A 9342-nucleotide genomic window follows, 5' to 3' on the forward strand; every position below is an offset into this window, starting at 1 on the left:
CTTATTCCTCCTTGCTGTCCTTATCTTCGCCTGCTTTTGCTGTTACAGCAGCGGTCTCCTCAGTCTTTTTGGGCTTGCACACAATGGAAGTAACGGCAGCCACAGCGATAAGTATGAACTCGGCGATACCGAGAGCATAGAAGAGAGTCCTGTTATTTGATACCCAGACAAGAAGTGAAAGGGGAACAGCTATTGCGAAAATAAGCTGAAAAGGTCTTTTCTGTACAGCAAATCTGTAAGCAAAGAATATCACGGATATAACAGCGAGTGAGATGTGGAGCCAGAATGGAAATGGGAAGATGGTCGGATTGTCAGCGTCCGAGATCTGAGCGATGGAAGTAAGCATATCTGTGAAGTTCATAATATCTCCGATCCTCCGCCATTTCGGCTGTATGCCTTCTCGGCGGAAATTTATAAGTTTGCAAAAGTCTGCACATTACAGTATAGCACAAACAGCGCAGAAATTCAACTACATTTTTAAAAAATACACAAAAAATTTATGACGCATTTTTCGGTATTTTCGGCTGTTTTTAACAGGGGGCTTGAATTTTTCGCCTGCTTACCGTATAATATTACATAGACAAATCGGAATTTACGTTTGTAGGGGCGGATATTATCCGCCCGTGATACAAACAATATATTTGCGAGGTGTGATAGATGAAAATAAAAAAGGTGTTCCGTGTAATAGGCAAAGTATTATTGATACTTCTTTTGCTTATCGTCCTATTGTTTTTAATATCAACAACAATCTATCATGTCAAACTGAAAAAGGTCGAAAATCAGCTAAAGGATGAAGGATTTTATCATCCTGTATCAGTCGGCGATCACGCCCTCAATATGTACACCTGCGGCAAACAAGACGGTCAGCATACGATAATTGCTCTGGCAGGCTGGGGCGACGGCGAAATGTTCCTCGGCTGGCGGCAGATGACAGAAGATATTGAAAAAGAAAACCTCCTGATCTTCCTCGACCGCGCAGGTTACGGACTAAGCGATGATTCCAAGCAGAACATGACACCTGAACAAGTCGTTGAGGATTACCGGACGGCGCTCCGGAATGAAGGCATTGAAGCGCCGTATCTGCTTATGGGGCATTCTCTGGGCGGATTGTATGCGACATACTGGGAAAGCAAATATCCCGATGAGATAGAGGGCGTTATCTTTGTGGACGGTACATTCTGCTTTGAGATTCCCGAAGATGAACAGCTCGGCGGCGGAATGATTGCCGCGCTGATGCCCATCGTCGAAAAGCTCGGATTTGCACCTTTAGTGATCCGCAGCGAGTACGGGGAATTTCTCGATATCCTGCCTGAAGATCAGCAGGAACAGGCAATTTACCTGATGAGCAAAACGCTCGGTGCTTCCGCACCGACAAATGAGATGGGCAAAGTGGACTGGGATTGTGATTTCGTATGGAAAGCTATGCAGACGACGGATATTCCCAAGTGCTACATTGAAGCAATGTTCGGTTATCACACAAAAGAGGACTTCATAAATGACGGCGTCAAAGCGGAATCGCTGCTCAATGTCTATGTTGAGCCGTCGATGAAAGATTCAGGAGACGATGCAATCTATGAAGAAGCATTGCGGCTGATAAAGCAAAGACGCACGGAAAGGGCTGTGCCTTATTACGAAAAACTCGGTAACTGCGAAGTCGCCAAGCTTCCGGGCGATCATGTGATCTTTCTGGATAAGCCTGATAAATGCAGTAGAATCATAAAGGAATTCATTGATAGATTAGATAGTTAAATTCTGATTTACGAAAGGGAGGCTTTGCATGATATATATGCTTGAAGACGAAGAAGGTATACGCAACTTCGTTATATATGCGCTCCGAAGCTCGGGCATGGAGGCCGAGGGCTTTGAAACGCCGTCCGCGCTGAGAGAGGCCATGTCAGAGGAACTTCCCGAGCTGCTGCTTCTTGACCGTATGCTTCCCGAGGAGGACGGACTGGATGTACTGAAAAATCTCCGCAGCGCTCCGGAGACAAGGAAGCTGCCTGTGATAATGCTGACTGCCAAGGGCACCGAGCTTGACAAAGTGGAGGGACTTGACAGCGGAGCCGATGACTATATCGCCAAGCCCTTCGGCACTATGGAGCTCATATCGCGCATAAAGGCGCTGCTACGCAGGGCGTCCGACGCCCCTGCCGAGTCGGAAAAGCTTGAGGCAGGCGGTCTGTGCGTGTATCCCTCGAGACACGAGGTCATAGCAGACGGCACAATGGTGACTCTTACCCTGAAGGAGTACGACCTTCTGCTCATGCTCCTGAGGCATCAGGGCGAGGTATTTTCGCGTGAAAGCCTGCTCAGGGAGATATGGGGCTACGATTTTGCAGGTGAGAGCCGCACCGTAGATGTACATATAAGGACTCTCAGGCAGAAGCTTGGCAGCTGCGGCGAGGTGATACAGACCATACGCGGAGTAGGCTACAAGGCAGGTGACGGGGCAGTTGACTAAGAAGATATTTCTGGGAATAATGACAATATGCGTATTTTCTGTAGTTGCAGCCATCGTGCTCGTAACGGCGCTGCTTTACAATACCTCTGCCGAGAATGCCGCAGCAGAGGTGCGGACCGATGCCCGTCTCATAGCAGCGGCAGTGGAGAACGGCGGTATAGGCTATCTTGAAAGGAACTCAGCGGAAAAGAATATACGCATCACATGGATAGGCAGCGACGGAAAGGTGCTTTTCGACTCCGAGGAGGACACCGCTTCTATGGAGAATCATGCCGACCGAAAAGAGGTCATTGAGGCTCTGCGCAGCGGCGAAGGCAGCTCCTCGCGTTATTCCAGCACCATTATGAGCAGGACGGTGAATCATGCCGTAAGGCTCAGCGACGGAACTGTGATAAGAGTATCGGGAGCACATACTTCCTTTACCGCCCAGCTGGTGAAGCTGCTCAATCCCATGCTGCTCATACTTGCGGCAGTAGCGCTTTTCTCGGGACTTGCGGCCTCGATGGTGGCAAGGAATATAGTAAAGCCCGTAAACGATATAGACCTTGCTCACCCGGATACGGCCAGAAGCTATAAGGAGCTTGCCCCACTTCTGGAGAAGCTTCGCACGCAGAACATAAAGGTCAGCCGCCAGATGGACGAGATAGAGAGCAGGCGAGAGCAGTTCAGTCTGATGACAGAGAGCATGACAGATGGACTGATAATCACCGATCCCAAGCTCAATGTGCTCACCTGCAATTCGGGAGCAAGGAAGCTTCTCGGTGCAGGAGCCTTCAGCGAGGGACAGAGCATATACGGCCTGAACAATTCCGACGTATTCCGCCGCTGCCTGCTGAACGCTCTCGGAGGAAGGCGTTCCGAGTGTATACTGCGCACGGGAGGCGGACAGTGCGAGGTCATAGCCAGTCCCTCCAACAGTTTAGATATGGTCTGCGGACTGGTGGTGTTCATAATGGACGTTACCGAAAAGCAGGAGCTTGAGACTATGCGCCGCGAGTTCACTTCAAACGTGTCACACGAGCTGAAAACGCCGCTGACTACCATATACGGAACAGCGGATATGCTTGCCAACGGCATGGTGAAGCAGGAGGACGTAGCGCAGTTCGGAGGCAATATCAGAAGCGAGTCAGAAAGACTCATAAATCTTATCAACGATATAGTATCTCTTTCCAAGCTTGACGAGGATTCCGCTCCACGCGAGAACGAGAGCGTCGAGCTTTACGCCCTTGCGGAGGAGGTTCTTGACCGTCTGAAGCTGAGCGCCGCCGAAAAGGGCATAACAGCTTCCCTTACGGGAGAGAGGGTGTCCCTCATAGGAAGCAGGACCATACTCAGCGAGGTGATATACAATCTCTGCGACAACGCCATAAAGTACAATGTCAGCGGGGGAAAGCTGGATGTCAAGGTGTCCCATATACCCCAGAGAGCGATAATAACCGTCAGCGACACGGGAATGGGCATACCAAAGGAGCATATAGGACGCATATTCGAACGCTTTTACCGTGTTGACAAGAGCCGTTCCCGCAGGATAAAGGGCACGGGACTGGGACTGTCCATAGTAAAGCACGGAGTAATGTATCATAAAGGAACAGTCCGCGTCGAGAGCGTGGCAGGCAGCGGAACCACCTTTGTTGTGGAGCTGCCCATAGAGAAAAAACAGTGAGGTAATAATATGAAAGAAAGGATAACGGTGTCCGCCCTTGACGGACTTGACAGCGCGGAGTATATGCTTATAGACATGAGAGACAGCTCTGCCTTTGAGTACGGACATATAGACGGAGCCGTAAATATACCGCGTGAGGAGCTTGATACAGCCGAGCTGCCCCGCGGGAAAAAGCTCATAATCTATTGCAGGAGCGGCATAATCAGCGGCGAAGCAGCCGACAGCCTCTGCGGAAGGGGCTATGAGGCATATGAGCTTGAAGGCGGCTATGTTGAGTGGCTGCGCATAAATATGGAGAACAGGCAGATAAAGGAGGACGTTGAGCAGAGCCTGCGCAAGAAGTTCAAGAAGTCCGTATGGTGCAAGTTCACAAAGGCGATAAACGAGTACGAGCTTGTGCAGCCCAATGATAAGATAGCCGTATGTATATCCGGCGGCAAGGACTCAATGCTCATGGCGAAGCTTTTTCAGGAGCTGAAGCGTCACGATAAATTTCCCTTTGAGCTGGTATTCCTTGTTATGGATCCGGGCTACAGCCCCGAGAACCGCCGCGTTATAGAGGATAATGCCCGCGCACTGGGGATACCCGTACACATATTCGAGTCGGACATATTCGATTCCGTATACAATATCGAGAAGAACCCCTGTTACATATGCGCCCGCATGAGGAGAGGCTATCTTTACAGCCATGCAAAGGCACTGGGCTGCAACAAGATAGCTCTTGGACATCATTTCGACGACGTTATCGAGACCATACTCATGGGTATGCTCTACGGCGGACAGGTCCAGACCATGATGCCCAAGCTCCACAGCACCAATTTTGAGGGCATGGAGCTGATACGTCCTCTGTATCTGGTGCGTGAGGCGGACATCAAGCACTGGCGCGACTATAATTCCCTGCATTTCATACAGTGTGCCTGCAAGTTTACGGACACCTGCACCACCTGCGAGCCGGATAGCCGTTCCGTGTCAAAGCGCCTGGAGATAAAGAACCTTATCGCCGAGCTGAAAAAGGTCAATCCGCAGGTGGAGAAGAATATCTTCCGCAGCGTAGAGAACGTGAACGTAAATACTGTAATAGCCTACAAGGACAAAGACGGAGTACATCGTTTCACCGACAACTATTGATCTGAATTGAATATGAGAAAAAAGCGCCTGTATAGTGAAAGTTCACAAATACAGGCGCTTGATTTTATGCACAATGTGGAAAAACATTTTTTCTTTTCTGAAATTCAATGGTTTTCCGTTGAAATTTGTCATTTTTCGTCCCTTTTACAGAAAGGGGTGATAGTCGGGAGATACCCGAGGGGAGCGTATAGTGCCCGACCTTATACAAGGCGGACAATGAAGATTACCTCCAGAAGATCATAAGATCCTCGGCTTTTTCAAGGAGCTGGGGGAAATGCCTTGCAAGAGAGCCGGTGAACCAGTTGAGAGCAATGCACAGAGTAAATACCATAGTCAGAGCCATTGATACTCCCGAAAGGATATATCTGCGCTTCTGTGAAGCAGGAGCTGTGCAGCTGCGGAATATACCGATCATAGCCGCAAAGGTCAGCAGCGGAGTGAGATCGAATACATAGTGGGTGATATAGCCGGAGAGGCAGAATTCCAGCCATGCAAGTACAACAGGCATTACGAGGCATATAGTGAGGAACTGTCTTCTTCTGCGGTCGGTGAGCTCCTTGGTCTTCGGACCGTAGGCCTCGGGGAGGAAGAAGAGTCCGATAGTTACCAGCGGGAGCACCAGTGCGCCGATACCGATAGCGGTATAGGAATAGGAACCGTAGTTTTCCATGGGGTTGGTAGTGGAAGCAAAGAACGGGAAAGCGTTCTTGAACTGTGGCAGCTGCAGGAAGAAGTGCATGATAGCCGCAGGGAACTTTGTCAGGTCGAGTCTGTCGGCCTTGATATTGTTTACAGTGAGCTGATATGCCGTACCGAACTCAAAGGCCGAGCCGAAACGAGCCGAATTGTACCTCATTATGAGAGCAGCACCTATGATGAGCGGTACCACGAAGGAAGCTGCCTGAGCCAGTCTGAAGGTGAGCTTCTGCTTCTTGTCGAGGAGTATTCCTACGAAGAAGGGGACGAGTACAGCCGCACCGAAAGCAGTTGTGGGACGGCAGCTTACAGAGAAGGCCAGTGCGCTGCCGCCGATGACCAGAAGCAGGGGCTTCAGCCATTTTTTCTCGGTAGTAACTGCGGTCATGCCCGTGAACAGACAAAGCATGAGGAAGCACAGTCCCGAAACGGAAGGCAGGGTGTATCTGTCTATCTCGTTTGCAAGGTTCCAGAAGCCCATAGCCGCGGTTGAAGCCGGCAAAAGGGACAGCAGGAGCACCAGATTCGGCTTTTTGATCTTCAGAAGCTTTATCAGCGCCAGCATGGAGAGGCACATGAAGAGTATGCCGAAGAATGCGAAGAAGTTGTTTGCGGAAGCCATATGCGGGAATTTGCCCGTAAGCTTGTAGTAGGGATAATAGAACGCAATAACAGGCCCCACGCCGAAGTAGGTGTAATAATGTCCGTTATAGAAGGCATAGTCCCATTGGTAGCTCACACCCAGAGCATTTCTGTCGTCAATGCTGTAGGGATCTTCCATCTGGAGGAGCTTTTCATCGGGCTGGATATCGAGGTAGTCCAGATCCTTTACGAAGGCGTCCAGAGTCATTGCATAGGGATCGTCCATAAACTTTTCAGCGCCTGTGTAATCACGTGCCTTTGCGTCGGGATAACGGAACATAAATGCCGACATAGCGCAGAGAGCTGTCATTACGGCAACTGCGATGATATGAGAGCGCTTTTTGCTGTCATAGCCTATCTCGTAGAGCTTGAAGCACTTTATAGCCAGCAGAAGAGCAGCAATTGCAAGGAGCACCGTAAATCTCAGCAATGAGAAATGATAGGGAGCTGCGCTGAGAGCTCTTATATCTTTTACCGTAACAGGGAGGCTCGAATGTAAGATATTGATATTTACCTTCCTTATATCGCCGAAGGGCTTGAAGGACATCATTATTTCGCAGTCCTGACCGCGGGTATACTTATGCTGAACTGTAACGGGATTGATGGTGAAATCCCCGTCAGTAAGACCGAGAGTGAGATCGAAGGGATTGGAATTCTTATCGGTGCTGAGTTTAACGGATATCACACGTGTTTCCTGAGGAAGATTTGAGAGCTGGAGGTAGGAATCACCGGTTATGGTGTAGCTTCCGTCGCCGTTGTCTGCGGCATTTGCTCCGGGAGTGATATCTGCTGAGGAGACGGTCTGATCCAGGGCTTGTTTTGTGAAGCTCTTGCCGTTGAAGAGAAGTACCTCTGCGGCAAAGAGGACGCAGGCGCATACGGCGCAGCCCTTGAGAAATCGTGCGAGCTTCGGAGCATCGTAGCGTTTAACGAGTACAGAGCCCAGCACCGCGGTACAGGTCAGAGTAGCCGCAATGGGAGATATGCCACTTTTTCCGTTGGGCATATTGCTTATGGCAATGGCGCTGAGCAGCAGCATTGCGCCTCCTGTGAGGCAGGCCGAGAAGATGAGCATTTTCAAAGTGTTGTTTTTCTCTTTTTTCTTCTTGAAGCGCTTGTCGCATATATTCATCATGGAAAGCGAAAGCACAAAGAAGACTGCGGGGACTATTACTGACCAGATCATAAAAGATCCTCCTTATTTTTTCGTTTATTTATTAGACGAACGAGCGGTATATTTCTCTCGTTTTTTCCGTGTCCTGAGAACATCTTCTTCTATTATACTATCATAACGGCCTGAAATGCAAGGGAAAAAGCTTTTATACACGGTGGTACTGCTGATTTTCGTCAGATTGTACATAAATTTCCAGCTTATAAAATGCGGCCGGGGTGTCATAATACTATCACGGCATCAAAATCATATTAAGGAGAAAAAAGCAATGAGCAATAATGGCAATAATAAAGGCGAAATGACACAGAAGGGCAGAGATGCTCTTGAAAGATTCAAGATGGAGTCAGCAAGCGAGCTCGGCATCCATCTCAAGGACGGCTATAACGGCGATCTTACCTCGCGTGAGGCAGGTTCTATCGGCGGCAGCATGGTCAATATGATGTGTCCGGAACAACAATGGAAAATTCCGCGAAATAACGTGAAATCGATGGGACATAAGATAGTGTATACATACTATATGCAGATTGGAATATAAATAGTGAAGTTAAATGGTTTATTTATGTATGCTAAAATAAAACTGAGCCAAATATGGCACAAATGATAATAAAAAAGTGAGCCACTAATAATAATAATCCTGTATAATAAGAGAAAGAGCTTGTGTACAGGAGGAACAAGGAGTGGCAATAGCAATGGAGATCTATGAAAAGATCAGATATTACAGCAGTCAGAGAAGTAATATCTCCGGCTGCTGTTTTTTGTATAACATAACAAAAAACGCAGAAACGTTGATATTGTTTGCAAAAAGTCTTTATATATGTTGATTGATTATGTTATCATACAGCTGTAAAGATTCTTTTATATTTAACAAAATCAAAGCGGCTCTTATTAAATATATTGAGCTAGTCGTGTGCCATTTGCCTGCCGATTACAAATCTGTAATTATCCGCATTCGGGAGAAAAAATATGCTACAATGACTTTGTCATTAGAAAAAAGGACATAAATGCTTCCAATAAAACATAAAACAGAAGCAAATATATCTGCATAGGGGGATTGATGATATGTTGTAACAATGTTTTTTATGAAATACACAGATAAAAGAAACGGTTTAAATTTAAAAGGAGGAATTGAAATTGTCTAATCGAAGAATACTCAAAAAAATGCTCAGCTTTACCACAGCAGCTCTTACCTGTACAAATCTTATGTTCGCAGGTAATTGCGGTCAGCTCTTTTCACAGGAAGGTTTTACAGTATTTGCAGCAGAAACAGAAAATACTGGGATAAGTATCGACAAAACTTACTTGAAGGTCGGAGAGGCTTTGAAGATCAATAATCCGACAGGAAGCATGATAAGATGCCTTGCGGACGGCAGCGAGGTCGATCCTGAGAGCTTTGTTCTTACAGAAGAATTCTATGAGAAGTGGATAGAAGTTCAGGAATTTGACGGTGAAGGATACGAAACAGTGGACAAGGTATACTTCAGCAAGCTTCCCGTTATTTATATCAATACAGATGACGGTCAGGTCCCTGCATTTAAAAAGGACGCCAAGAGCGGCGAAATGTTCATACAGAACAACGAAGAT

At 47.7% G+C, this 9342-nt stretch carries 8 protein-coding genes; 6 read left to right on the top strand and 2 right to left on the bottom strand.

Features of this window, described 5'->3' with window-relative positions; genetic code table 11:
* Position 1 precedes the first annotated feature (1 nt).
* On the bottom strand, positions 2-361 hold the full coding sequence (locus RF007C_RS13750; protein WP_037300796.1) for a hypothetical protein: 360 nt from the start codon (positions 359-361) through the stop codon (positions 2-4).
* A 296-nt stretch (positions 362-657) separates the two neighbouring features.
* On the opposite strand from RF007C_RS13750, the gene RF007C_RS13755 reads away from it, so the two are divergent.
* From RF007C_RS13755 to RF007C_RS13770, 4 genes are read left to right on the top strand one after another with little or no spacing between them, the layout of a single operon-like run.
* Positions 658-1749: an alpha/beta fold hydrolase gene (locus tag RF007C_RS13755; RefSeq protein ID WP_037300798.1), complete on the top strand. Its 1092-nt coding sequence runs from the start codon at positions 658-660 to the stop codon at positions 1747-1749.
* A 28-nt stretch (positions 1750-1777) separates the two neighbouring features.
* The gene (locus RF007C_RS13760) at positions 1778-2461 is read left to right on the top strand and encodes a response regulator transcription factor (protein WP_037300800.1); all 684 of its coding nucleotides are present in this window, start codon (positions 1778-1780) and stop codon (positions 2459-2461) included.
* Positions 2454-4124 carry an ATP-binding protein gene (locus tag RF007C_RS13765; protein WP_037300802.1) on the top strand — a complete coding sequence of 557 codons (1671 nt, stop codon included), beginning with the start codon at positions 2454-2456 and terminating at the stop codon, positions 4122-4124. The genes RF007C_RS13760 and RF007C_RS13765 overlap by 8 nt, the downstream gene beginning before the upstream one ends.
* Before the next feature lie 9 nt (positions 4125-4133).
* Positions 4134-5252, top strand: coding sequence for an ATP-binding protein (locus RF007C_RS13770; protein ID WP_037300804.1), 1119 nt, complete (start codon positions 4134-4136; stop codon positions 5250-5252).
* Positions 5253-5475: 223 nt separating this feature from the next.
* Here RF007C_RS13770 and RF007C_RS13775 read toward each other — a convergent pair whose 3' ends face one another.
* Positions 5476-7776 carry a hypothetical protein gene (locus RF007C_RS13775; protein ID WP_037300807.1) on the bottom strand — a complete coding sequence of 767 codons (2301 nt, stop codon included), beginning with the start codon at positions 7774-7776 and terminating at the stop codon, positions 5476-5478.
* 253 nt (positions 7777-8029) lie between these two features.
* Between RF007C_RS13775 and RF007C_RS17075 the strand changes: the two genes are divergently transcribed.
* The gene (locus RF007C_RS17075) at positions 8030-8296 is read left to right on the top strand and encodes an alpha/beta-type small acid-soluble spore protein (protein ID WP_037300809.1); all 267 of its coding nucleotides are present in this window, start codon (positions 8030-8032) and stop codon (positions 8294-8296) included.
* Between the two features lie 596 nt (positions 8297-8892).
* Positions 8893-9342, top strand: a 450-nt coding sequence (locus RF007C_RS13785; protein WP_037300812.1) for a hypothetical protein, incomplete at its 3' end; no start/stop codon positions are given.

The organism is Ruminococcus flavefaciens 007c (assembly GCF_000571935.1).
GTDB classification, from domain to species: domain Bacteria; phylum Bacillota; class Clostridia; order Oscillospirales; family Ruminococcaceae; genus Ruminococcus; species Ruminococcus flavefaciens_F.

Excerpts from the sequence above, each read along its gene's own strand:
- RF007C_RS13750 (WP_037300796.1), bottom strand. The coding sequence starts at position 361 with ATGAACTTCACAGATATGCTTACTTCCATCGCTCAGATCTCGGACGCT.
- RF007C_RS13755 (WP_037300798.1), top strand. The coding sequence starts at position 658 with ATGAAAATAAAAAAGGTGTTCCGTGTAATAGGCAAAGTATTATTGATA.
- RF007C_RS13760 (WP_037300800.1), top strand. The coding sequence starts at position 1,778 with ATGATATATATGCTTGAAGACGAAGAAGGTATACGCAACTTCGTTATA.
- RF007C_RS13770 (WP_037300804.1), top strand. The coding sequence starts at position 4,134 with ATGAAAGAAAGGATAACGGTGTCCGCCCTTGACGGACTTGACAGCGCG.
- RF007C_RS13775 (WP_037300807.1), bottom strand. The coding sequence starts at position 7,776 with ATGATCTGGTCAGTAATAGTCCCCGCAGTCTTCTTTGTGCTTTCGCTT.
- RF007C_RS17075 (WP_037300809.1), top strand. The coding sequence starts at position 8,030 with ATGAGCAATAATGGCAATAATAAAGGCGAAATGACACAGAAGGGCAGA.